This is a genomic window from Cohnella endophytica (genome assembly GCF_003628305.1).
In the GTDB taxonomy this organism is placed as follows: Bacteria; Bacillota; Bacilli; order Paenibacillales; family Paenibacillaceae; genus Cohnella; species Cohnella endophytica.
This window is the reverse complement of sequence record NZ_RBZM01000002.1, coordinates 593008-618326: the sequence shown is the minus strand read 5'-3', so window position 1 is coordinate 618326 and position 25319 is coordinate 593008. Positions and strand designations below refer to the sequence as shown.

The window sequence follows — 25319 nt, the reverse complement described above, 5'->3', positions numbered from 1 at the left end:
AAAAAAAGGGAAGCCTTCATCTCCAAGTTGGAACCGGGGAGAGAAGGCTTCTTTGTTTATCCGATGAATTCTTGTACCCATTCGCCTTTATAGTAGGCGACGCCGATGGCGGTGTAATTTGCGTTCAGGATGTTCGCACGGTGTCCCGAGCTGTTCATCCAAGCGTTCATAACCTCTTGCGCCGTCTTCTGGCCCATAGCGATATTTTCGCCCGCGTAGCCGTAAGAGATTTTGTAAGATTTCATCATCTGGAACGGAGAGCCGTACGTCGGCGAGGTGTGGTCAAAGTAATTATTCGTGTACATATCGATCGCTTTGTCCTTGGCCATGGCCGCAAGCGGTGCCGAAACCTTAAGCGTCGTTAATCCGTTTTTGACGCGGTATTGGTTAACCAGGTTGACGACTTGTTGTTCAAAGCTGCTCTTCGCTGGAGTGGCAGGTTTGGCAGCAGGTTTGACAGCCCCATTCCCCGTGCTTTTCAGCTTGATGACTTGGCCTACATATAGTTTATTAGGGTTGATCCCCGGGTTTAAGTGTATGAGCGTATTAACGGTTACTCCGTATCTTTTGCCGATGAAGTAAAGGGTGTCACCCGCGCTGGCTTTATAAAAGGTGAAGGGAGGCGACGAATAGGTTTTGATCGGCTGCGCAGCTGCGTGAGCTTGTCCTCCTGCCGCAAAACCAATCGACAATGACAACGATAACGCCATAGTGGCTAATAACGATTTCCTCATGATGTCCTCCTTGCCGTGATGTGCGCAATCCGTACGGATTGCTTACCTGCATGGTAACAGCAAATTATGACGAGGTGTCGTTTATGAAGGAAACCTAATGTTCAAGCTTAGGCTTCTTGCTATTAGGACGGAAAAACGAATTTTTCCGCGATAAGAAGTCAAGACTGGGGAAGAGGTGAATTCCGTGTCGGTCATGATATTTCTAGCGAGCATAGCGGTTCCAGTGCTGATGATTTACGTACAAAACAAATGGGCTCATTATCGTGCGGCGTTTAATGCTGCCGCTCTTATTGCCGGGCTTATATTCGGGAATATCGCCGCGATATCCGTGTATAAGATCATCAGGGACCACATCGTATTCATGACGACGATCCATGCTGTCTTTCTTAATCCGTTCTTTCTAGCAACGGGCGCTTACCTTGGCGTATTTTTCCTTTATCGGCTTCTGTTGCTGACAATTCCCGAGTTTGCGGAGGAAAAGGTGAAGTAAAAACTCCATTATTAGACGCATTTGCCGATCCGGCGAGTCGTCTTTTTTTTTGGAACGAATAGCTGTCACGCCACGGTACTATAAATTGTTGGTACTTTTCGCATCGTTCCGCTCGCCCTATGATGACTCTAAAGTCGGAAACAAATCATCGAGGGTGAGAGGAAGGGTTGAAATGTCGGAAGAAAGCTGCAAGCAAGCATACATTACGGCGGCAGGGGCGTTCCTCCCGGGAGAACCGATCGGGAACGACGAGATGGAGGAATACCTCGGTTATGTTGGGGGCAAACCTTCGAGAACGAAAACGAGAATTTTAAGGGAGAACGGGATCAAGACTCGGCATTACGCGATCGATCGCGGGCAGAATACTACGTATAGCAATACGCAGATGGCCGCGTTAGCCATTCGCGACGCGATCGGCCATTCCGGCGTTAACGCAGAGGACATCGACTATTTGTCCACCGCCACCACGCATGGCGACGTCATTATTCCGGGCTTCTCCAGCATGGTGCAAGCGGAAGCGAAGCTGCCGGCGATGGAAATCGCAAGCCTTCACGGTGTATGCGGAAGCGGCGTCGCGGCGATTCAGTCGGCGTTCCTACAGATTAAAGCGGGAGGCAAGAAAAACGCGATCGCATGCGCCAGCGAATTCCCGAGCCGGATTTTCAAAAGCAGCCGCTACGAGAGCCAACGGGCGTGGCAGGAGAGAGGAGCCTTGCCTTTCGACACGGACTTCCTTCGCTTCATGCTATCGGACGGTGCGGGCGCTTTCCTTATTCAAGATAAGCCGGCGCCGAACGGGCTATCCCTTCGTATCGAGTGGATCGAGATCAAGTCTTATGCCAATCAATACGAGACTTGCATGTATGCCGGCGCGAACAAGGAAGTCGGCGAGCCGATAGAGAAATCTTGGCTGGATTACGCGACTTACCAGGAAGCCGCAGACGACGGCGCGATTAATATGAAGCAGGATATCCGTCTCGTGAAAGAGATGCCCAAGCTCGGCGTGAACGACTTCTTTAAGCTAGTGGACGAAGGGAAAGTGAAAGCATCGGACGTCGATTGGATGGCTTGCCACTATTCCTCGCATTTTTTCCGGGACGAAGTTTTTCGGTTGCTTGAGCTGGGAGGCGCATCTATTCCGGAAGAGAAGTGGTTCACGAATCTCTATGAGAAAGGAAATACCGGATCCGCATCGATTTTCATCCTGCTTGAGGAGCTGCTGAACGGAGGGCGGCTAAAGGAAAACGAGAAAATCCTCTGCATGGTACCGGAAAGCGGCAGGTTCCTGACTACGTTCATGTATTTAACGGTCGTTCGAGGCGGATCGGACACTGGCCATAGAGCGCATGCGGCGGCAATCAGGCAGCCGAAAGCTCCGGCATTAGCCTACGACGAGGCGAATTCGCTGCAGGAATGGCTTGTCCGCCAGCTCGTGCAGGTTTGGTTGGATTTCGAGAACCGGTTAAACCATGTACCGCTCATCGAGAAGCTGAACCGTGGCAGGTTTACGTTAGAGGACTACAAGCGACTTCTGTTTAATCTCCGGCAGCAGGTGGTGGACGGCTCGCAATGGATCGCGCGGGCGGCTTCCAACATCTCGATCGACCGAATCGACCTTCGTTCGGCTTTTATCGCCCACGCGAGCGACGAACACAAGGATTATCAGATTCTGGAGCGAGACTATCTCGCGATCGGGGGGACGAAGGAACGTATTCAATCCGGTTCGAAAAATATCGGAAGCGAGGCGTTATCCGCCTACATGTTCCAACGGGCAAGCCGGGAAAATCCATTCGACTTGCTCGGCGCGATGTGGATCATCGAAGGACTCGGCTGTCGGATGGCTCGGCATTGGGGCGAACTTATCCGGGACCAATTAAGGCTGCCTGACGAGAAAGTGTCGTTCCTGCTCTACCATAGCGAAAGCGACGTGAATCATTTCGAGAGGCTGGAAAAGGGGATACGATCGGAGATGTTAACGGAGGAGATCGCCCGGAGCGTCGTCAAAACCGCCAAAGTAACGGCCAGACTATACCTCTTGCAGCTCGAGGAACTTGAAAATGAGTAGGCAGCGTTCAAGGAAGGAGGTCGGCAAGTCTTATGAGCACGCCTGAATACTTCTATGACATGGAACATAATCCGAAGGATCCCAACCCGTTCCTTGCGATTTTCCTGGATCGGAGCATTCCGTTCGACGAGTCGGCCAAAGCGGCGTTCCTCAAAGATTCGTCGACGAAGTCCAGGCAATTTTTACTTCCTTTGCTTCGCCCTTTTGCCCGTTTGTCCATCATACTGATCAAGTTGATCCGAACCGCGTTGCCGAATGCTTTTGCCTCATCGAAGTTATTGCACCGAATATTATATCGTGGCTTAAAAACGTTCGTCAGCCCGGAAGCGAACACGATGATTCTTAGGCATTTCACGCTCGGCTCGGAAATCCTTCAATTCATCCGCGACAACGTGCCCGGTGCCGACGTGAAGCTCAACCCGTTGCGTCCTTACAATTTGGAAGCGGTGAAGGATGATTTATTCCTCATTCACGATATTAATATTTACAACTTTATCATCAACCTGAACAAAGAGCTGCAAAGCAAAGATCTGACCATTTCCCATCTGGAAAAGCCGAACATGGACGCGATCACGATTGGCCCGCAACCGATCGAGCGGATGCCTCGTCGATGGACGAACAAGATCGATTTGTTGACGGCTATCGAATGTTTTACGCCCATCTACCAGATGTTCCTCACGGACAACGACTTCTGGCGGGCATCCAATTCCTTGCAGTTGGACGAGATTATCGGCATATACGCATCGACGATCGTCAACGAACCTCAGCGGCTGGCGCTCGTCAACAACAAACACCCGATGGTTCCCATGCATACGCTGCAAGCCGGTTACCGGCTCGTTCTTCACGGGTTAGCCACCGAACAGCTTCATGCGATGCTCGTTCAGAAGAAATTGGAGATGGGGAAGTCGGAATAGATCGAAACAACGATTAATTTGGCTGATCTTACGGTGTTTCATCGTATCGTGACCGGTTTCGAAGAATGTACCAGCTGTAGTTATATTTTTCAGCAATATTTTTCGGATTTTCGTCGATTCAGCTTCGTGTCATCACTTTCCCGACAATCAAAAGACCCCTTGCGGGTCTTTTTTTATTTCTTTACTGTAAACATTCTATCAATTTTGGATTTTAATTGGGGCAACGGGTGTTGGGAGTGTAGGATTTCGCATTTATGACAGTCTTATTGTACGGTTTTTCGAATTTGTTACAGTTTACGCGGCGAAAAGCGGTGTGTCAGGATGAAGTTGAGAGGAGGCGGGTGGTTTCAATTCACGAGTTTTATTAGAGTCGATGTATGATTGGCAATTGGCGAAACATGCAGCGCAAACAACAAAAAGAAGCGAGGGAACTATGACGATGAAATTAAAAGCCACTGGAAAGCTGAAAATGAAGGTGCTTAGCCTATTCTGCGCGCTATCGGTTATTTTGCCGGTCATTCCGGCAACTACGGCATTTGCCGCGACGATTAATGTAACCGCTTTCGGGGCGAATGGAAGCGATACGACGGACGATTTGACGGCCATTCAGAACGCCGTTAACTCGGCGGCGGTCGGCGACACGGTATTGCTCCCGGCGGGAACGTATTATTTGTCCGCGAACGTCAACGGCAAGTCCGGCGTTAAGATCGCGGGCGCCGGACGCGATTCGACGACCGTGAAAATGACTTCGGGTTCGGCATCGACTATGTTCTTCTACCTTCATAACGTAAACAACGCGGAAGTATCGGATATGACGCTCGACGGTAACGGTAGCACGGTTTTATTGTCCGCCGTAACGTCTGAATCGGGAAACGGCAACAAAATGCGTCATCTCAGGGTCAAGGATTTGGCTGCCTCGGCGGGTTTCGGTCCGTTCGCGCTCTACGCTATCGGATCCACGAACCTCGAAATTTCCGACAATATCGTCAACAATAGCGGCATTAATTCCGATTGGGGCGCAGGTGTTCGAGCCGGTTGGGGATCAAGCCATGTCTTGATCGAGAACAACACGATCAGCAATACCGGACGAGGCGGTATATTCGTTAACGACGATAGTCCATACGCGATCGTTCGCGGCAATACGATTACCGGCACGGGCAAGAAAATGGAAGGTCTCGGAATAGAGCTTCACACCAATGTCGATTACTCTCTGGTCGAGAATAACAACGTCGATCACTGGATTAGCGCGGTTCGATCCAAATACATTGCCGTACGGAACAATATCGTAAAAGCAAACGACGGCTCCGTAGGCAACATGGGCCTCGAAGTCATGGTCGACCATGGCATTACGTCGGGCAACTTAGTCGATGGAGGCCAACAAGTCGGCATGCAACAGTCGCCCGGCACGGGGTATCAACTATGGAACTATAATACAGTCCAGAATATCGTCATGTGGGGCATGCAACTACAAGGGGCAGGAACTGGTTTCACCGAACAATATCAATACTTCTACAAAAACACTTGGAAGAACGGAGCATCGGGCAATCCTGCCGCGGCTTATCCGGGTTACGACGGCAACGCCGTTCGGATTCACGGCGATACGAAGAACATCATCTTCGATAGCAACCAAATTCTCAATAACGGCCGTAAAGCGATCGAGATCACGACAGCTAGCGGTACCGACAGCCTTAGCTTCGTTAATAACACGATCACCGGCAACGGCGGCCCTTCCATCGACCAGTATCCTTCCTCCGCGGCGAACTTGGAGTGGAGCGGGAATACGGTTAGCGGCAACGGCACGAACACGCAGCTGACGAGCCGCGGATTCAGCGATCCCAAACCGGTCGCGAACTTCACGGCGCCGCTCACGGTGCAACTTGGCCAGCCGGTCACTTTCACGAACACGTCGACCGACAACGGCACGATCGTGGAAACGCTTTGGGATCTTGGCGAAGGTATTCCGGTTACTACCGCAAGTCCGACGTATACGTACTTGAAGGCCGGGACCTACAAAGTCATACTGGGCGTATGGGACAACGGCGGACGAGCGAGCGTAAAGGAACAGTCGATCACCGTATTCACGGGACCGCCGGATACGACGGCGCCTACCGCTCCGACAAACCTGATTGCTTCATCGAAGTCGAACGTGACGGTAAATTTATCTTGGGCGGCATCGACGGACAACGTCGCCGTAATCGGCTATGATGTGTATAAGAACGGCACGCTGGCAGGATCTACGTCCGGGGCCAACGCAACGACGTTCACCGTCACCAGCCTAACGCCAAGCACGGCGTACAGTTTTACGGTCAAAGCAAAAGACGCCGCAGGTAACGTTTCCGCTGCTAGCAATACGTTGAACGTAACGACGGACGCGGGCGATACGCAAGCTCCGACGGCACCTTCCAACTTGATCTCTCCGGCAAAGACCGACACGAGCATAAGCCTGTCTTGGTCGGCATCTACGGACAACGTCGGCGTAACCGGTTATAACATTTATAACGGTACTACGTTGGCAGGTACGACAACGGGAGCGAACGCCACTTCCGCTACGTTAACCGGCTTGTCGGCCAATACGGCGTATACTTACACGGTCAAAGCGAAGGATGCCTCGAATAACTTGTCGGCCGCCAGCAACGCGGTGACCGTGACGACGGATCCTGCTGCGAACTGGACCAATTGCGCGGGCGAGAACAACCTGTGTTCTTTCACGGGCACCAAACAAGTGCGTTACGGCGTGACGAGCAGCTACGCGTACGGAACTTTCACGAATTCCGTCATGTGCTCGAATAATGCTTTCGGAACCGACCCGGCCGTCGGCCAATACAAAACCTGCGACGTCAACTTAGCGGGAGGCGGCGATACTCAAGCACCTACCGCGCCGACGAATTTGACTTCGCCATCGAAGACTTCTACAAGCGTCAACTTAAGCTGGACTGCGTCGACGGATAATGTAGGAGTAACAGGATATGACATCTATAAAGGAGGCGCGTTGGCCGGCTCGACGACTGGCGCGACGACCTTCACGGTAAGCGGCCTTACGGCTAACACGGTCTATACGTTCACGGTTAAGGCGAAAGACGCGGCCGGCAACGTATCGGCAGCCAGCGGCTCGCTTAATGTGACGACGAATGCGAGTACCGATACGCAAGCGCCGACCGCGCCTACGGGACTGATTTCGCCATCCAAAACGAGCAGCAGCGTGAACCTCTCTTGGACCGCTTCGACGGATAATGTCGGAGTAACGGGTTACGACATTTATAACGGAACGAATTTAGCCGGATCCACGACGGGTGCGACGACTTTCACGGTTAACGGCTTATCTGCTAGTACCGCGTATACGTTCACGGTTAAGGCGAAAGATGAGGCAGGAAACGTATCGGCTGCAAGCAATGCACTTAACTTGACGACGGACGCAGCGACAACGCCTTCGAACGGACTTAACGGTACTTATTATTCCGGAGATTTCGGAACGCTGGCATTAAGTCGCATCGATGCGACCATTGACTTCGATTGGGGCGGCGACCGGCCTACACCAGACGTTCCGGGGGAATGGTTCTCTGCGCGGTGGACAGGCAAGGTACAGTCTCAATATACAGAGACATACACTTTCTATACGCATACGGATGACGGAGTGCGCCTATGGGTAAACGGTCAGTTATTGATCAGCAACTGGGTGGCCATGAACGGCGAACTCAGCGCGACGATTTCCCTTACCGCCGGCGAGAAGTACGATATCAAAATGGAATACATCGAGCTTGGTGGCAACGCGCACGCTCAGCTTTCCTGGTCGAGCGCATCGCAGGCGAAGCAGATCGTTCCTACGGGCCGATTGTTCACGAGTTAAGCCTGAATCGAAAAGAAGAACCCGCCCTCGCAAGGCGGGTTCTTCCCTTATCCAGTCCTCGAACTTAGACGTTCCACTTCCTGTAACGGGTAGGGTTCGTTCCCGTAATCTTCTTGAACGTCCGATTGAAATGGGCGAATTGTTCGAAGCCGACACGATCGGCGATATCCGCAACTTTGGCGTCCGAATGGGCCAATAGGGACTGCGCTTCGCGCACGCGCGTCAAGTTCTGGTAACCCACGACGGTGAAGCCGGTTACTTTCTTGAACGTGCGGCTTAAATAGGATGGACTCATTCCGAAGCGTTCGGACAACTCCGCAAGCGGAAGTTTGTCCGCGTAATGCGCGTTGATGAACTTAACCACTTCTGCGATTCTGCGATGCGTCGGACTGAGCGGGTCTTCGGTAACCGGGAAGTCGTTTTCCTTCATTCGCGAGGCGAACAATAGCAACTGCGTAACAAGTAGGCGGATCGATAATTCGAATCCGTCTTCTTGGCGTTGGGACTCTTCCGCCAACTTGCGGAACAAGTCTTCGACGAACCATTGCGCTTGGGGCTTCAAGCGGTACAAATGGTTTTCCCGACTGAATATTCGCAGCAGTTCGGGCATGAAGAGAGGATGGCCGGAGCCGAGAAAGTCGTCGCTGAAGTTCATGACGATTCGTTCATGTTGAGGAGATCCGAGCACGGAAGTTTTGTGAACGTCGTATTTGTTGATGAAAACGAGATCTCCGGCAGCGACCGAATAAGCGGAATCCTTAATGAAATAATGGCGTCTTCCCGACAGTAGGTAGTAAATTTCGTAAGTACCGTGATAATGGTTATCTTGATCGAACGGACTCGAGCGCATGACTTGGTGCAAATAAAAATCGCCCTCTTCGTGACCGTAATCGACGGTAATGGTATCCTTGGCTATCATCTCGTCACCTCAGAGCAAAAAAGATCATACTTCATGCCATTATAACAAAAAAGAGCAATACAACGGATATAAATTGTCCTATGATAAGTTCATATTTAAGCTCTAGGAGGCCTTGCTAAGCTTATGAAGCCATTCATGGACGAACATTTCTTGTTGCATAACGACACCGCGATCCGGCTCTATCACGATTATGCCGCCGGTTTGCCGATTATCGACTATCATTGCCACTTGGATCCCCGGGAGATCGCCGAGAACAAAAGATTCGCGAATTTGACGGAAGCTTGGTTATATGGCGACCATTACAAATGGAGGGCTATGCGAGCTAATGGAGTAGAGGAAAAATACGTGACGGGCGGACAGGGAGCGGAAGACTACGACCGTTTTCTCGCTTGGACGCGTACGGTGCCCGCTGCCATTGGCAATCCGCTCTACCATTGGTCGCATCTGGAGCTACGCCGAATGTTCGGTGTCGATGATTTGATTCACGAAGGAAACGCCCGGATCATCTGGGACAAAACAAAAGCCTGCTTCGACGGGGAAGGTTATTCCGTTCGCGACCTGATTCGCAACAATAACGTAGCCGTTATCTGTACGACAGACGATCCGGCCGACTCTCTCGAGCACCATGAAGCGATTCGGTCAGACGAGGGCTTCGATACCCTCGTGTTGCCTTCGTTCCGTCCCGACAAAGCGCTGAATATCGGCCAAGGCACCTTTCTTCCTTGGATTCGCCGAATGGAAGAAGCGATAGGTTCGCCGATCGGCGATTACGGAGCGTTGTTGGAAGCGTTAGAATCCCGAATCTCGTATTTCCACGAGCGGGGATGTCGCATCTCGGATCACGCGTTGGACGAAGTTCCTTACGCGCCTGCAACGCTAGAAGAAGCGTCCGCGATCTTCGCTAAAGCGCTCAAAGGGGAACGCGTAAGCAAAGAAGAGGAGAACGGCTATAAGACGGCAACGTTGCTTCAGCTCGGAAGGTGGTATTCCCAGCGGGAATGGGCCATGCAATTACACCTCCATGCAAGCCGTAACAATAACGGGCGCATGTTCGCGGCACTCGGACCGGATACCGGCTACGATTCGATCGGCGACGGACGGCTGGCGGGAGCGATCGTCGGTTTGCTAGACGCTTGGGACAGAGAAGGAGCGTTGCCGCGCACGATTTTGTACTCCCTGAATCCGAAGGACAACGACGTGCTCGCTTCCATTATCGGCTCGTTCCAAGGGGGCGGTATCCCCGGGAAAATCCAGCTCGGCTCCGCTTGGTGGTTTAACGATACGAAAGACGGCATGGTCTCTCAGATGACTTCGCTTGCCAATATGGGATTGCTTGGCCGATTCGTCGGGATGCTAACGGACTCTCGCAGTTTCCTCTCTTTCACGAGGCACGAATATTTCAGAAGAATATTATGCAACATGCTCGGCGAATGGGTAGAGCGGGGCGAAGCTCCGCACGATCTCGCGTGGCTTGGCGGTATCGTGCAAGATATCGGTTACCGAAACGCGGAACGTTATTTCAGATTCGGTTCCGGATCAGCCGAAGGAAGTGCGAAATGAAGCCGGAAGCGACTGCTTCGGAGACTTTGCCGCTCATCGGTCCGGATATTCTCCAACCCGACGGCCTTGCTCGATTTCGCCGTTCGGGGGAGTTGCCCGTCAAAGTATTGCAATTCGGAGAAGGCAACTTCCTGAGAGGGTTCGCGGATTGGATGCTGGAAACCTGCAATCGCAAACAACTGTTTAACGGCGCCGTAGCCGTGACTCAACCGCGGCCGTCCGGCAAGACGAAGCTGGATCAGCTTAAAGCCCAGAACGGAATCTATACTTTGTTGGTACGCGGATTGAGGGAAGGGCAGCGACTGGAAGAAAAAGAGACCGTGACCGTGTTATCGAGAATGATCGATCCGTACGGGGAATGGGAGTCTTTCCTGGAGCTGGCCGAAGGACCGGAATTGGAGTTCGTCATCTCGAATACGACGGAAGCGGGAATCGCCTACCGGCATTCGGAATGGAATCCACGCGAACCCGTCTCCTCGTTTCCGGGCAAGCTGACTGCGTTCCTGTATCGCAGATTCGAACGATTCTCGGGGGATCCGGGCAAAGGATTGATTCACCTTCCCTGCGAACTGATCGAGCAAAATGGGGATAGGCTGTTGGAGACGGTGCTCCGACATGCGGATGATTGGCGTTTACCGGATGCTTTCAAAAGCTGGGTTCGCGAATCCAATCGTTTTCTCAATACGCTGGTCGACCGGATCGTAACCGGATTCCCCGCCGAAGAGGCGGAGGGGTTATTCTCGGAATGGGGTTATGCCGACCCGCTGCTCGTGACGTCCGAGCCCTATTATCTCTGGGCGATCCAAGCGGGGCGCGAACTAGAGGAACGTCTGCCGTTGGAGACGGCAGGCTTAAACGTCCGTTGGGTGGACGATTTGACCCCTTTCCGGATGCGTAAAGTTCGCATTTTGAACGGTACGCACACCCTAATGGCTACAATAGGCCTGATGAACGGTCTGCGGGAAGTGCGGGAGGCTCTCGAGCATCCGGCATGGGGACCCAAATTCATACAAGGGCTGTTCGATGAAATCCTGCCTGGAATACCGCTCGACCGCGGCGAGTTGCTGGCATACGCGAACGAAACGCTGGAGCGTTTCCGCAATCCGTACATTCGTCACCGTTTGGCGGATATCGCGATGAACGGCATCGCCAAATGGAAGGTACGACTACTTCCTTCCGTGAAGGCGTACATCGGCGCTACGGGGAAGACGCCTCCGATTCTCGCGGAGTCGCTCGCGTCGATGATTCGATTGTGTCTCCCGGAACCTCATTCCGAGTCGGACGACAATCAATCGCAGAAAGGGACCCCATTGCAGACGCGCGACGATCCGCTACTTCTCGATCTCATCCGGAAAACTTGGCAATCGCCCACTACCGGAGACGGTGATGGCGCCAAAGATAGTGCGAGACGTATTCTAGCGCTAACCGAGTTATGGGGCGAAGACTTGACGGAATTGCCGGGGTTGGCCGACAAGGTCTCCGGACACTTCGCTAAGTGGGAGAAGTCTAGCCGTTGAAGGAAACGGTATTGCAATAAGGTAATCATGCATTCATTAATTCATTCCAAATAAAGAGGAGAGCTTAACATGGCTAGAAAAAAATACGTATTGGTCGGAGCAGGAGGCAGAGCGGAGTTTTTCTACGGCGCGATCGCTTCGCAATTCAAGGAAACGTCGGAGTTGACCGCGATCTGCGATACGAATCAAACGAGAATGAACTATGCGAACAAGCTGCTGGAGGAGAAATACGACTATCCACGCGTCAACACTTACCGGGCGAACGAATTCGATCTCATGATCGAAAAAGAAAAGCCGGACGCGGTCATCGTAACGAGCGTCGACCGCACGCACCATACTTATATTATTCGCGCGATGGAACTCGGCTGCGACGTCATTACGGAGAAACCGATGACGGTGGACGAGAACAAATGCCAGGAAATTCTCGACGCGGTAGATCGGACGGGGCGGGAAGTACGGGTAACGTTTAACTATCGTTACGCTCCGCATCATACGAAAGCCAGGGAATTGATCATGCAAGGGGCGATCGGCCAAGTGACCTCGGTCCATTTCGAATGGCTGCTCAACACGATGCACGGAGCCGACTATTTCCGCAGGTGGCATCGCGATAAGCGCAATGGCGGCGGACTTCTCGTGCACAAGTCGACGCATCATTTCGACCTGGTCAATTATTGGATCGGCTCGCAGCCGGAGGAAGTATTCGCTTACGGCGACTTGCTTTTCTACGGAAAGGAAAACGCGGAACAACGGGGAGTCACGGATTTCTACGAACGGGCCACGGGTAATCCTCTCGCCAAAGACGATCCGTTCGCGTTGCATTTGGACGAGAACGAGCATCTTAAAGAGATGTATTTGAATGCCGAGCAAGAGGATGGATATCGCCGCGACCAAAGCGTATTCGGAGACGGCATCAGCATTGAGGACACGATGGGCGTTATCGTTAAATATCGCAACAAAGCGATTCTGACGTATTCTTTGAACGCGTACATGCCTTGGGAAGGGTATCGGATCGCTTTCAACGGGACTAAAGGGCGTCTGGAAATGACGATCGTGGAACAGTCCTACGTGAATTCCGGCGGCGATAAAGCGCTGGAGGGAGCGCTCAAGGATAAACGCATCATTCTCTTCCCGATGTGGGAACCTCCGGTAGAGATCGAACTGGAGGAAGGCGAGGGCGGTCACGGCGGCGGCGATCCGGTTCTGTTGAACGACATTTTCGGTACGCCGATCGAAGATCCTTATCAACGCAAGGCCAATCACGTAGACGGTGCACGGTCGATCTTGACCGGCATCGCGGCCAATCGCTCGATCCGTACGGGCATGCCGGTCAAGGTTGCCGACTTGGTGAAGTTTCACGATTGAACGTTAAGCTAAAGCTCTGCGAACTATTATACGATCAAGCATGACCGAAACCCTCCCTCGCTACCGCGCAGGGAGGGTTTCGGTTTACGCCGACGCGGACAAATTATCGCCATGCCGAGGCAATATCTGATTTTTGTTAACGTTTCTCTTACTTTTCTTTATGTCCTTTGTCGCACGCCTCTTCTACAATGGAAAAGCAGTCAACTTCAAGGAGGGTCAGATTCATGTTAAACAGAAAAGCAATTACTGCGTCCATGCTTTCCGCAGTCTTACTCCTTTCCGCTTGTTCCAAAGGCAATAACGATGCTGGAACCGATTCGGCTTCGCAACCGGCCGGAAACGCATCGGCGCCGGCGGGCAAAAAAGTAGAGCTTCGTATGTCGTGGTGGGGCTCCGACGAGAGACACGAGAGAACGCAAAAAGCGATCGAGCTATTCGAACAGAAAAATCCCGGCATTACGATTACGGGAGAATATTCCGGATTCGACGGATACATGGACAAGCTGAATACCCAGATCGCGGCAGGCAACGCGCCCGATTTGATCCAGATGGGCGGCAATATCAAGGAATACGTTGATAAAAACGCTTTGCTTGATCTGAAGCCTTATGTAGGCGGCATTCTGAACTTGGACGATTTTAACGAAGGTTTAGTGAAATCGGCCACGTTTAACGATAAATTGTACGGAGTTACGCTGGGCGTAAGCTCGTCCTCCTTGCTCTACAACGCAAGCATGTTCGAGAAAGCCGGCGTAGCGCTTCCGACGGATCAATGGACTTATGAAGATTTCAAATCGAGCGCCATCGAAATTGCCGCGAAGTTAGGCAAAGGCCATTACGGCTCGTATGATCTTTCCAGCGACGTAGCAACGCTAGCCTCTTATCTAGGCGGCGTGGGCAAAGAATTATACCGCGACGGAGATCGCCGTTTCGAGAAACAAGACATCGTAGGCTGGTTCGCGATTTGGGACGAGTTGCGCAAAGCCGGAGCCATCGTACCGGCGGACGTTCAAGTCGCCAACCCGCCGACGGCTGTCGACAAATCCTTGCTCGTTAATGGTCAAGTCGCGATTCAAGGTGCGTCAGCTTCCCAGATTTTCGGTTTCCAAGAACTTACGCAAGACCGTCTGGCTCTAGCCTTGTTCCCGAACGGCCCCGCTGGAAGCGGAATGGTTCAGCCGATCTCGGGTCAGTATCTCACGGCGTACGAAGGCACGGAACATCCGGAAGAAGTCGCCAAGTTCATTAACTTCTTCGTGAACGATCCGGAAGCCGGAGTTATTTTGGGCAGCACGAGAGGCGTGCCTCCGTCCGGCAAGATTCGCGACACGTTAGCCGCGCAATCCACTCCAGTCGACAAAGTGCTGTACGATTACATTTCGTTGGTCAGCGACACGGCTCCGCCGGTAGTTTATCAACAATTCCCGCTAGATAACGAATTTACGAAGCTGCTGCAAGTGACGAGCGAGAAAATCGCGTTCAAAGCCAAGTCGATCGATTCTGCAGTTGACGAATTCATGACGGAAGTGGACAAACTGCTCCTCAAAGCAAAAGCGCAATAAACGTTCACATCAAGAGAAAGCGGGATAACGGGGAGCCTTCGCGGCTCCCTTTCCCAAAGATAAGGAGCTAATCAAATGCAGAAATACAAAACCTACGCGGCCGGGTATTTGTTTCTGTTGCCATGGTTGATCGGATTTGTTTTCCTTTATTTAAGCCCGATCATTGCATCGTTATATTTGTCCTTCACGAAGTATGACTTGCTGACGGCACCGAAATGGATAGGTCTAGACAACTATAAAGCGATGTTTACCGACGATTACCGTCTTGGCGATTCGATTAAAGTGACGTTCAAATACGTATTGCTTTCCGTGCCTTTCCGCCTGGCTTTCGCGCTAGGATTAGCCATGCTGCTTAATCAGGGCATGAAGTTTCTCGGTCTCTATAGGACGATCTACTACATTCCCTCCTTGCTCGGAGGAAGCGTGGCGATTTCCGTTCTCTGGAAACAAGTTTTCGATAAAGAGGGAATATTCAACCAAGCTATCGGGTTTTTCGGAATCGAGGGTCCTAACTGGATCGCGGATCCGAGGTATGCGATTTATTCGTTGATCGGCTTATCGGTATGGCAATTCGGATCGGTCATGATCATTTTCTTGGCCGGACTCAAGCAGATTCCCCAAGAGCTGTACGAGGCGGCGACCGTAGACGGAGCCGGGATCTTCCGGAAATTCGCGCGGATCACCATGCCTTTGCTCACGCCCGTTATTTTCTTCAATTTGACAATTACGTTGATACAGTCGTTCCAAACGTTTACCAAAGCTTTCATTATCAGCGGAGGCTCGGGCGGTCCGATCAACTCGACGTTACTCTATTCCTTATACTTGTATATCAAAGGCTTCACTTTCCTTGACATGGGTTATGCTTCGGCGATGGCGTGGCTGTTGCTGATCATCGTTGCCGCCGTCACGGGGGTTATGTTCCTGACATCCCGCTACTGGGTGTATTATTCGGATGGGAGGGACTAAACGATGGTTATTAACGGCAAAATGTTTCGTTCCGTCGTCTTTCATGCGCTAGTGCTCGGATGCGGGCTCATCATGCTTTATCCCGTGTTCTGGCTGCTCAGCAGCTCGGTGAAGCCGACGACGGAAATCTTTACGTCGAAAAGCTTATGGCCCACGGAGTTTACTTTTCAGCATTATTCGAAGGGTTGGTTCGGATTGCGCAACATCCAATTCGGGCGATTTTTCCTGAATTCGATCTATTTATGTTTGGTTGCCGTTATCGGAACCGTTATCAGTTCGTCCATGGCCGCATTTGCTTTTGCCCGGATCCAATTTCCGCTGAGAAATTTGTTTTTCGCGCTGATGTTGGGTACGATCATGCTTCCCGGACACGTGACGCTCATTCCGCAATATATCATGTTCCACAAAATCGGATGGGTGGATACGTTCCTCCCGCTCATCGCTCCGAAATTCGTCGGAGACGCGTTTTTCGTATTCTTGATCGTTCAGTTTATCCGGGGCATTCCTAAGGAACTTGACGAGAGCGCGAAAATAGACGGATGCGGTTGGTTTACCTTGTTTTTCCGGATTATTTTACCGCTTAGTTTCCCCGCGCTCATTACGGCCGCTATTTTTACGTTCATGGGGACTTGGGACGATTTCTTCGGCCAGCTGATCTATTTGAGCGATATAAAGAAATTCACGGTGCCGCTCGGTTTGCGCCTATTCTTGGACTCTAGCGGAAGCTCCAACTGGGGTGCGGTATTCGCTATGTCGGTATTGTCCATTCTTCCGAGCCTAATCATTTTCTTCCTCGGACAGAAATACTTTACCCAAGGGATCGCGACAACCGGCTTGAAGGGTTAAAATGGTCAAATACGATCATTTATGAAGAGGATTGGACCCCATGCGGAAACTAGCGAAATACCCGACTAAATTATTTACGCTTATGGTGCTTTGTTTCATCGGATTCAGCAGTTTGCTCTTGCTGATCTCGGGCATCGTGTATTACGAGACTTATTCGGAGATCGCTTATCGGGAAATCCGGACGACCAAGAAGGAATTGCTCGACGAGACGTCCCGAAAGCTATCGAATTACGTGGCCGGTATTCAGGATACGGCCAAGTTTCTCGTGACGAATACGATGGTTCAGCAATACCTGTCGTCCGCGCCCGACAGCGAGTACGATTTCGTGTTCAAGAGTAGGCAACTTTTCGAGGAGTTCCGGAAGCTGGCTACTGTCAAAGAAGGATTGTTTTCGATCGAATTGTATACCGATTGGTTGATCGGGTTCCCGACGTTTCAGGATGAATTCATGCATCCGATGGCCGAAGCCCAAGCGCAAGGCTGGTTGGGAAGAATGGAGAAGGCGGACGGGTATTGGATCGAGTCCCATGAGTATCCGACTTCCGGTTCCGCGGTTCGCATGGTCAGTTACGTTCACCGGATCATCGGCAACCGCGGAGAGATTCTCGGCGTCGTAAAGATCAATATTCCCGACATTAAGCTGCTCGAAATTCTGAGCAAAGGCACGGTCGACGATAGAAAAGAAGAGTACTACGTGGTTATGGATTCCCGCGGGCATTATATCGCTTCCGTATTGCCTCCGGGCATGGAAGCGCCGAAACAAGCGGAAGATATCGCCCGGGAAGTATCGGGTACGAAGTTCAGCGTCATTCAATCGGACTCGAACTCGCAATATTGGATGCTCCAGCAGTTGATCTCCAAAGACGTGCTTAAGCAAAGCGGCAAAGAGATCCGGTTGCTGATCATCGGATTGTTATCCGCGCTCATCATCGTTTCGATACCGTTGGCGCTCTGGTTATCCCGAAAATTGACTTCACCCATTTACGGTATCGTAGAAGGAATGCGTACGGTCGAAAAAGGGGATTTCAACGTTCGGATGAAGGCGTCCAACATCCAGGAATATCTCTATCTCACGACGCATTTCAATCGTATGGTAGACCGGTTGAAGGCGTTAATCGGCCGTTTGAACCAGGAGCACCGCAATCGCAGGGAAGCGGAGATCCACTTATTGCATGCCCAGATCAAACCTCATTTTTTGTACAATACGCTGGATTTGATTCATTGGAGAGCTTTGGATTATAATGCGCAGGAAATTAGCCAAATGGTCCAGCAGTTATCCAAGCTGTTCCGGATCGGACTCAGCAACGACAATTGGTACGTTACGGTGCGGGACGAGCTTGCCCATGCCCGTTGTTATATGGCGATTCAGGAATACAGGCAAAACTTCAGCATCGAATACGTGGATAGCGTACCCAGCGATTTACTCGACGCTTTCATTCCCAAGATCATCTTGCAACCTTTTCTAGAGAATGCCGTCATGCACGGCTTCCGAAACCGGGACGACAAAGCGGTCATCACGGTAAGCTTGGCGCACCAAGAAGAGGCAGGAGACCGGCAATTGATCGTAACGATCGAAGATAACGGAAGCGGATTGCCCGAAGGCTTCGACGTCCAGAAGACGGGGGGAATCGGGATCCGCAACGTGATGGACCGAATTCACCTTTATTGCGGCCCGAAATACGGCGTGATCGTCGTTCCGCGGGAGCATGGAGGAACGAAAGTAATCGTGAAATTGCCGCTTATTCGGCACGAGGAGGAAATGGAACTACTGACGAGGAGCTTTGCCCATGAATACGATTCTTTTGGTGGATGACGACGAATATGTAATTAACGGGCTGCTCAAGCACATCCCTTGGACAGATATGGGCGTCCGTATCGTCGGTACGGCCGCGGACGGCGCGGACGGGTTGGAAAAGTATCGCGAGCTTCGGCCGGACTTCGTCATAACCGATATTTATATGCCGGTCATGGACGGATTCCAGTTAACCGAGGAGATTCACGCGATCGATCCGGGAGTACCTATCGTGATCTTGAGCGGCTACGACGATTTGGCCAACGCGAGGAAAGCCGTCTCCAAGGGCGTGCATCATTTCCTTCTCAAGCCGCCGAGCATCGTGGAAATCGAGTTCGTCGTGCGAGAAGTGTTGCAATTGTTGAACGAATCGCACGAGCGCGACGAGCTATTGGCGAGTTACTTGCAACAGCAGGATATCGTTCAGCGGTCGATGAAGGACGCGTTTTTCCGCGACTTGTTATCGACCAGTTACCGGATGGATGAGCTGCCAAGCACGCGTATCGCTTTTATGGGTTTGCCGGTAATGTCGACGGTACAGGTATTGACGCTTAGTCTCGTTCGTCCCGACGCTTCCGCTAGAAGGGAAGAACGGGATTGGCAGCTGCTTCGATTCGGAACGGGGAATATCATTCGCGAAATGCTGAGCGAGAGCTTGGGAGACGTTCCGCACCTCACAGCGGAGGTGCTGGAGTATTCGGACCAAGAATTCGTCGTCGTATTTCTGGGGGACCCCGTTCAAGGCGAGTGTTCGCAGAAATTCATCCTCGAGCTATCGGATGGAATGCTGGACAACATCCTTCAGTATATGAAGCTTTCCGTGCTGGCCGGGCTCGGCACCGTAAGAGACGGGTACGAACATTTGATGGATTCTTATTTGGAAAGCCGCAACGCGGTGGAAATCGCGGAAATGAACGGTTGGAACCGCGTGTATGCCTATTCGGGTTCCGATTCGTCGGAGCCGGAGAAAAGCGTTTCGATGGACGAAGTTCGTCATCTGCACGACGCGATCTTCCAGAAGCAATGGCAGCATGCGATCGAACTCTGGAGCCGGTTGAGAAGCGGGATGACGGGGGGTGGCGTGCCTTTTCCCGTATGTAAGGGAGTTTGCTCCGGAATCGTCAGCACGCTGTGGACCTCCTCGATGGCGTCCGATCCTCAATCGGATTCTCCTGGCTTCGGCTTGGAGGAGTCGTTGCTTCAATTGAACCGTTTCGGCTCCGTTCGGCAAATGCTGGAGTGGATGGACGATACGGTCGCACGGACAATCGCTCAAATTCGAGAGGATCAAGTCGGCAAAAAAAGCCATGCATTGGTCGATCGGGTCATCACGGAGTACATCGAGAAATGTTACCACGAGGAAATCTCGTTGGAGAAAATCGCGGCGAATCTTCACGTGAACCGTAACTATTTGAGCCAACTGTTCAAACGGGTTACCGGCGAACCTTTCGTAACTTATTTCAATAAATATCGAATCCGCAAGGCGATCGAATTGATCGGCACGGGCAAATACATGGTCTATGAAATCAGCGAGAAAGTAGGCTTTCAGAACTCGACTTATTTCAGCCAAGTATTCAAATCGATTACCGGATACAGCCCGTCCGAATACGATCGTTGATTGATCGGACAAAGGAGCGGGCACGCATGGGAACATTGTTGGACAGATTGCGGGATTTGGATGTCGGCGAAAAGGCTGCGCCAAGTACGACCGAGGCCGGACAAGCCTTGCAAGCGGAATTTGCCGGATCGGGAGTTAAGTTCGCCGCGTCTCCGAATCGCTTGGAGAACGTGTATTACAACGCGGTCGGCAAGCTGGCGGACTGCGTAAAGCCGGACGGCAAGGGCGGTTTAATCTTGCAGGAAGGCGGAGTTTACGACGGCTGCTGGCTGGAGAGCACGGGGACGATCAACGCGGAAATCTTATCGAGGTTTTGTCCGGGAACGGCGCAAACGACGTTCGGAAGATTTGCCGAACTTCAGAGGGAAGACGGATTGATTCCGTACAAGGTGACCGGAAACGGTCCCGTATTTAAGCAAATCCAGTTAGTCACGCCTCCCGCGAGAAGCGTGTGGAACCATTATCGGATGAACGGGCGCGACCGCGTCTTCCTAAGAAAGATGTACGACGCCCTGGCGGGTTACGACGAGTGGCTTGCGAAGTATCGCGATACGCGCGGGACGGGCTGCGTGGAAGCTTTCTGCGCGTTCGATACCGGGCACGACTTGTCCCCGAGATTCTGGCACGTGCCGGATACGCCGGAACAGGACGATCCGTCGCGCTACGATCCGAACAACCCGGCATTGCCGTTTCTGGCGCCGGATTTGACGGCCAGCGTCTATTGCGGGCGCGTATATTTAGCGAGAATGGCCGAAGAGCTCGGCCTGGGCGAGATGAGCTCGGAGTGGAAAAATAAAGCGGAACAGTCCATGAGCAGCTTGATCGAGCATTGTTTCTGCGAAGAGGACGGGTTTTTCTACGACTTGGATAGCGGCGGAAGGTTCAACCGCATTCAAACGGACGTCATGCTGCGGGTGCTTGCCTGCGAAGTCGGAGATGACCGGTTTTTCGCGTCGTCGCTCGAACGTTACTTGTTGAATTCTCGCAAATTTTTCTCCAAGTATCCTTTTACCTCCATTGCCATGGACGATCCGCGATTCGACCCGTTCACGAGCTATAATACGTGGGGCGGCGCGGTCAACTTCCTCAGTCTCATTCGCGCTCCGCACGCCTTCGAACGGCATGGGCGCCACGTCGAGCTGACTTGGGTTTTGCAGCCGATTGTCTCCGCGATGTCCCGGATGGAGAGATTCGGACAATGCTTGAGTCCGTGGACGGGGGAGGAAGGTTACACCGAGACGTACTCCCCGGCCATATTGGGCGTGCTCGATTATATCGAGCGGCTGTGCGGAATAGTGCCGACGCCGGAAGATGAGCTATGGTTTACCGGATTGCTTCCTCAGACATTGGACCACGGCGCGAAATTGGCGGACGAGACGGCATACGCCCGTCGGGTGGACGGTATCGAATACGAGCTTCACAATACGCGCGAGGAATGCGCGATCTATCGGGACGGACGGTTGCTTTGCGGGTTTCCCTACGGCGTTCGCGTCGTGACGGATCGTTCGGGAACTTTAACCAAGCTGGTCGGAATGTCTTTCCGGCCTTTGGAAGGGAATATTCGGCTCGACGATCGGGATATCCCTTTCCGGATCGAAGGCAACGAGACATTACGGTTGATCGGAGATCGTTTCGAAACCGAATCTTCTCCCGGTATCGTCCTTCCGGCGTATGCCTAATTCATAATCAAAGGGAGTGCCGATGCGATGTTGACCTTGGAACAAATTCAGATGCGCGACCCTTTCGTGCTCAAGCGGGAAGACGAAGACTGCTATTATTTGTACGGTTCGACCGATCCCGATATCTGGAAGAGCAAAGGGATCGGCTTCGACGTTTACCGAAGCCGGGATTTACTTGCTTGGGAGGGACCTTTTCCGGCTTTTCGTCCGGAACCGGACTTCTGGTCCGATAAGAATTACTGGGCGCCGGAAGTTCATGCCTATCTGGGCAAATTTTATATGTTCGCCACGTTTAAGGCGGACGGCGTATGCAGAGGCACGCAGATTCTCGTTGCCGACCAGCCGCTCGGGCCGTTTCGTCCTCATAGCGATGGGCCTGTAACGCCTAAAGATTGGGAATGCTTGGACGGTACGTTATGGGTAGACGCGGAAGGTGAACCTTGGATCGTGTTCTGCCACGAATGGGTGCAGATCAAGAACGGAACCGTCTGCGCTTCGAGACTGTCTCCGGAATTGGATCGAGCGATCGGAGAGCCGATATTGCTGTTCTCCGCGCAAGATGCGCCTTGGGTAGATCCGGTCAAGGGCGGCGCGGGATACGTAACGGATGGACCGTACGCGTATGTCTGCGAGAATGGCGATTTACTAATGCTATGGTCGAGCTTCAGGGAAGGGCGGTACGCGCAAGGGATCGCCCGCTCCGAGTCGGGCAACATTCTCGGTCCGTGGGTTCAGGAGTCGATGCCGATCTTCGAGAACGACGGAGGTCACGGCATGATCTTCCGCACGTTCGAAGGGAAGATATTGCTGGCGCTGCATTCTCCGAACAATACGCCGGACGAGCGTCCGTTATTTATCGAGCTTGAGGAAAAAGAGGGACGAATAAGCGCGATCGAATCGTAAAGATAGACAAAGAAGAAGCATCCTGCGGAAGGATTCCGAGGATGCTTCTTTTTTGTCGTTCCATGGAGTTTACTTAGCCGGGGCGGTATCCGTTATTGTCCGGGAACGCCTCCGGACGAGTTGCTTCAAGCTGCTATAATTGGCAACCAATGTACCCAAGATTATGGTCACGACGCCTAGGATGGATAGTGCATTGATCGATTCCCCGTAGAAGGTCGCGCCGATCGCTAGGGCGATAAGCGGCGAAACGTATAGCCACGTCGTCGGAAACACGGGATTCGTCTTGGCGACGAGCCAGTAGAACAAGCTGTGTCCGACCATCGAGCCGACGACGATTAAATAGAGCATCGAGCCGATCGCTCCCGATGTTAGCATATCGCTCGCATGGACGCGTTCGGTCGTAGCGGACAGAATGAGCAGCAACAGACCGCCGTACATCATCTGGACGGCATTAAGCGCGATGGGGGAAGTATCGGGAAGCCGTTGGACGACCCGCTTGGAGTACAACGCCCCGGACGCATAGAACAGCTCTCCGATCAGAATGACGCCGGCACCGATCAACCAATTCTGGTCTGCGGAAACGGATAGACTCGGCAGGAGCAACAGGACGACTCCGGTAAAACCGACGATACAGCCTAACGCCGAGATCGAGGACGTCCGCTGCCGCAGGAAGAGAACCTGAAGCACGAGGATCATGAGCGGGCCGGTCGCGGATAGGATGGCGGCGATGCCGGAGGAGACGTATTGTTCTCCCCAATACAATCCGGAGAAGGTGCCGAACGTGAGACATATTCCTGTCAAAAGCGTCTCTTTTCGCAATAGCAAAGCGAAGGTCGCTTTTTTCCTCCACATCATGACTGAAAACAAGATTAACCCGGCAACGAAAAATCGAACCCCCGCAGAGAAGAACGGAGGGGCCGAAGCGTCGATCCCGACCTTGATCGCGAGAAAGGTAGTTCCGAAGATCAAGCAGACGAGCAAATAGTTGATGAGAATCATATCTGTTCACTCCTTATTTGAATATCATACCGATAAGGGAATAGAACAGATATAATGGAGTAGAACAGATGGGTGAAACCTATTGTACAATGGAATCAGCGAGAGGGGAGTTTGCCATGGGGAAAACGCAGGGAATAGCGGATGGCGGCAACCCGTTATTCAAGCAAGTATACGACTATATCGTCGACCGCATCGAGCGCGGAGAGTGGAAAGCCCATGATAAGCTTCCGTCCGTACGGCTGCTGGCCGCTCAATTCAAGATGAATCGGTTAACTGTGTTTAAAGCATACGGAATGCTGAAGGAGCAGGGGATCGCCTATGTCAAAGAAAAATCCGGTTATTACGTCAGCGCCGGAAACAAGAGCAACGTTAGGCAGCTCCCGGCGTATCGTTCGGAGGACGCCCGGCTCTCCGCATCCGTTCATTTGAAAAATAGTTTAAACGACATTCAGCAAATTCCGGTCGACTATCAATTTTCCCAAGCGCTGATCGATCCGAATTTGTTGCCTAATTTATTTCTGTCGGACTACGTGAAAAGGGTGTTCGATCTTTACCCCAAACTGATGGGAACTTACTCTACTCCGCAAGGGGACGCTGAGCTTCGGCAATCGCTTAGCCGCTATTTGGGCGGGGAATTGCGCGTCGAATTGAGCGCTTCCGATCTTCTGATCACTTCGGGGTCTCAGCAAGCGATCGATTTGATCTCGCGCACGTTCGTTCGTCCGATGGACGCGATCTTGATCGAACGTCCGACTTACAGCGCGGGAATGGACATTTTCCGCCAACAGGGCGCGAGGTTCTTGCCGGTCGATATCCATCCCCACGGGTACGATCTCGAGCATGTCGAATCTTTGATGATGAACCATCGGCCGCGTCTGTTTTACTTGAATCCGACCTTTCATAATCCGACGGGATATACGGTGCCCGCGTCTCAGCGCAAACGGCTTGTCGAGCTGGCCGAACGCTATAAGTGCCTGTTGGTCGAGGACGATGCGTTTCACGATATGTATTTCGACGTTCCTCCGCCTCCGCCGTTGTTCGCGTTCGATACGGACGGATGGGTCGTCCATTTGCGAGGATTTAGCAAATACGTGGCACCGGGTTTGCGAATATGCGCGATCGCGGCACGTCCTAACGTGCTGGAACCGCTCATTACGGCCAAGTCGCTGGCCGATAACGGAACGCCGCTCGTCAATCAGAAAATTTTCCTCCACTACTTCGAATCGGTGCGAATGAGGCAGCATATCGGCAAGCTCCGGACCGCGCTTCAAATGAGAAAAGACGTTATGGAACGGGAATTGGCCGAAACCGGCTGGTCGTGGGTCAGTCCTCAAGGGGGCTTGAATTTGTGGCTTCGGTTGCCGGACACGGTAACCGCGGACGAGTTGCTGAAGTTAAGCATCCGGCAATCCGTGTCCTTCGTTCCGGGGGACATCTGCGATCCGCTCGGCGAGATGGAGTCCCGAATACGATTAAGTTATTCCTTCGTTAACGAGGCGACGATTAAAGAGGGGATTAAACGCTTGACGGACATCGCCAGAGGATAGCTGCG

At 52.3% G+C, this 25319-nt stretch carries 18 protein-coding genes; 15 read left to right on the top strand and 3 right to left on the bottom strand.

Translation table 11 applies throughout. The annotated features are described in order from the left end of the window. Window positions 1-56: 56 nt before the first annotated feature. Complete coding sequence (locus D7Z26_RS04935; protein ID WP_120974937.1) at window positions 57-734, bottom strand: CAP domain-containing protein; 678 nt, start codon at window positions 732-734, stop codon at window positions 57-59. A 193-nt stretch (window positions 735-927) separates the two neighbouring features. Between D7Z26_RS04935 and D7Z26_RS04930 the strand changes: the two genes are divergently transcribed. The 4 genes from D7Z26_RS04930 to D7Z26_RS27675 all read left to right on the top strand — a co-directional run bounded on the left by D7Z26_RS04930 (window position 928) and on the right by D7Z26_RS27675 (window position 8047). Further along, on the top strand, window positions 928-1224 hold the full coding sequence (locus tag D7Z26_RS04930) for a transposase (RefSeq protein WP_120975034.1): 297 nt from the start codon (window positions 928-930) through the stop codon (window positions 1222-1224). A 172-nt stretch (window positions 1225-1396) separates the two neighbouring features. After that, entirely contained in the window at window positions 1397-3289 is a 1893-nt protein-coding gene (locus tag D7Z26_RS04925) for a StlD/DarB family beta-ketosynthase (protein ID WP_120974936.1), read from the top strand. A gap of 32 nt (window positions 3290-3321) precedes the next feature. After that, entirely contained in the window at window positions 3322-4203 is an 882-nt protein-coding gene (locus D7Z26_RS04920) for a DUF6999 family protein (protein ID WP_120974935.1), read from the top strand. 439 nt (window positions 4204-4642) lie between these two features. Then, entirely contained in the window at window positions 4643-8047 is a 3405-nt protein-coding gene (locus tag D7Z26_RS27675; protein WP_233566620.1) for a fibronectin type III domain-containing protein, read from the top strand. 64 nt (window positions 8048-8111) lie between these two features. Here D7Z26_RS27675 and D7Z26_RS04900 read toward each other — a convergent pair whose 3' ends face one another. Further along, a complete protein-coding gene (locus tag D7Z26_RS04900) occupies window positions 8112-8966 on the bottom strand; it encodes an AraC family transcriptional regulator (RefSeq protein ID WP_120974934.1) in 855 nt (284 codons plus the stop codon). Window positions 8967-9089: 123 nt separating this feature from the next. Here D7Z26_RS04900 and uxaC point away from each other — a divergent pair, with 123 nt between their 5' ends. From uxaC to D7Z26_RS04850, 10 genes are all read left to right on the top strand, one after another. After that, window positions 9090-10526, top strand: a complete 1437-nt coding sequence (gene uxaC, locus D7Z26_RS04895; protein WP_120974933.1) for a glucuronate isomerase — start codon at window positions 9090-9092, stop codon at window positions 10524-10526. Next, complete coding sequence (locus tag D7Z26_RS04890) at window positions 10523-12043, top strand: tagaturonate reductase (RefSeq protein ID WP_158602193.1); 1521 nt, start codon at window positions 10523-10525, stop codon at window positions 12041-12043. Before uxaC ends, D7Z26_RS04890 begins: the two co-directional genes overlap by 4 nt. A gap of 69 nt (window positions 12044-12112) precedes the next feature. After that, complete coding sequence (locus tag D7Z26_RS04885; RefSeq protein ID WP_120974931.1) at window positions 12113-13405, top strand: Gfo/Idh/MocA family oxidoreductase; 1293 nt, start codon at window positions 12113-12115, stop codon at window positions 13403-13405. A 224-nt stretch (window positions 13406-13629) separates the two neighbouring features. Then, a complete protein-coding gene (locus D7Z26_RS04880; protein ID WP_158602192.1) occupies window positions 13630-14964 on the top strand; it encodes an ABC transporter substrate-binding protein in 1335 nt (444 codons plus the stop codon). A 75-nt stretch (window positions 14965-15039) separates the two neighbouring features. Further along, a complete protein-coding gene (locus D7Z26_RS04875) occupies window positions 15040-15930 on the top strand; it encodes a carbohydrate ABC transporter permease (protein WP_120974929.1) in 891 nt (296 codons plus the stop codon). A 3-nt stretch (window positions 15931-15933) separates the two neighbouring features. Beyond that, window positions 15934-16776, top strand: a complete 843-nt coding sequence (locus tag D7Z26_RS04870; RefSeq protein ID WP_120974928.1) for a carbohydrate ABC transporter permease — start codon at window positions 15934-15936, stop codon at window positions 16774-16776. Between the two features lie 40 nt (window positions 16777-16816). Next, entirely contained in the window at window positions 16817-18589 is a 1773-nt protein-coding gene (locus D7Z26_RS04865; RefSeq protein WP_120974927.1) for a cache domain-containing sensor histidine kinase, read from the top strand. Then, window positions 18564-20186 (top strand): response regulator transcription factor, encoded by a 1623-nt coding sequence (locus D7Z26_RS04860; RefSeq protein WP_120974926.1) that lies wholly within the window; start codon window positions 18564-18566, stop codon window positions 20184-20186. Before D7Z26_RS04865 ends, D7Z26_RS04860 begins: the two co-directional genes overlap by 26 nt. A gap of 26 nt (window positions 20187-20212) precedes the next feature. Next, the gene (locus D7Z26_RS04855) at window positions 20213-21865 is read left to right on the top strand and encodes an MGH1-like glycoside hydrolase domain-containing protein (protein ID WP_199731652.1); all 1653 of its coding nucleotides are present in this window, start codon (window positions 20213-20215) and stop codon (window positions 21863-21865) included. 27 nt (window positions 21866-21892) lie between these two features. Next, window positions 21893-22768, top strand: a complete 876-nt coding sequence (locus D7Z26_RS04850) for a glycoside hydrolase family 43 protein (protein WP_120974925.1) — start codon at window positions 21893-21895, stop codon at window positions 22766-22768. Window positions 22769-22837: 69 nt separating this feature from the next. Here D7Z26_RS04850 and D7Z26_RS04845 read toward each other — a convergent pair whose 3' ends face one another. Then, window positions 22838-23767: a DMT family transporter gene (locus tag D7Z26_RS04845; RefSeq protein ID WP_120974924.1), complete on the bottom strand. Its 930-nt coding sequence runs from the start codon at window positions 23765-23767 to the stop codon at window positions 22838-22840. A 116-nt stretch (window positions 23768-23883) separates the two neighbouring features. Between D7Z26_RS04845 and D7Z26_RS04840 the strand changes: the two genes are divergently transcribed. Beyond that, window positions 23884-25314, top strand: coding sequence for an aminotransferase-like domain-containing protein (locus D7Z26_RS04840; protein WP_120974923.1), 1431 nt, complete (start codon window positions 23884-23886; stop codon window positions 25312-25314). The last annotated feature ends 5 nt before the right edge of the window (window positions 25315-25319 follow it).